The organism is Pseudomonas sp. 2995-3, assembly GCF_002742565.1.
Classification (GTDB): Bacteria; Pseudomonadota; Gammaproteobacteria; order Pseudomonadales; family Pseudomonadaceae; genus Aquipseudomonas; species Aquipseudomonas edaphica.
The window spans coordinates 1-228 of the sequence record NZ_LJSB01000292.1 but is presented as its reverse complement, the minus strand read 5'-3'; the positions used below and the strand labels follow the sequence as shown (position 1 = coordinate 228).

Genomic DNA, 228 nt, shown 5'->3' with positions numbered 1-228 from the left:
GACCAATAGTTGATATGAAAAAGCAAGCTGTAGTGATGGGAAAAGGAGACTTCTCTAGAAGTGTTAGAGTATATGGAAATGATGAGATAGGTCAATTAGCAATGGCGTTTAATGATTTAACCAATAAATTGCAGGTTGCCAACGCTACCACAGAGGAGGAAAAAAGAAAACTTTCCTCAGTATTAACACATATGACTGATGGTGTTATCGCAACAGATAGACACGGAA

General features: G+C 37.7%; 1 protein-coding gene. It reads left to right on the top strand.

All coding sequences use genetic code 11. The annotated features are described in order from the left end of the window. Positions 1 to 14: 14 nt before the first annotated feature. Positions 15 to 228 (top strand): HAMP domain-containing protein (locus AOA62_RS25795; RefSeq protein ID WP_256592483.1); only part of this gene is annotated, 214 nt, incomplete at its 3' end.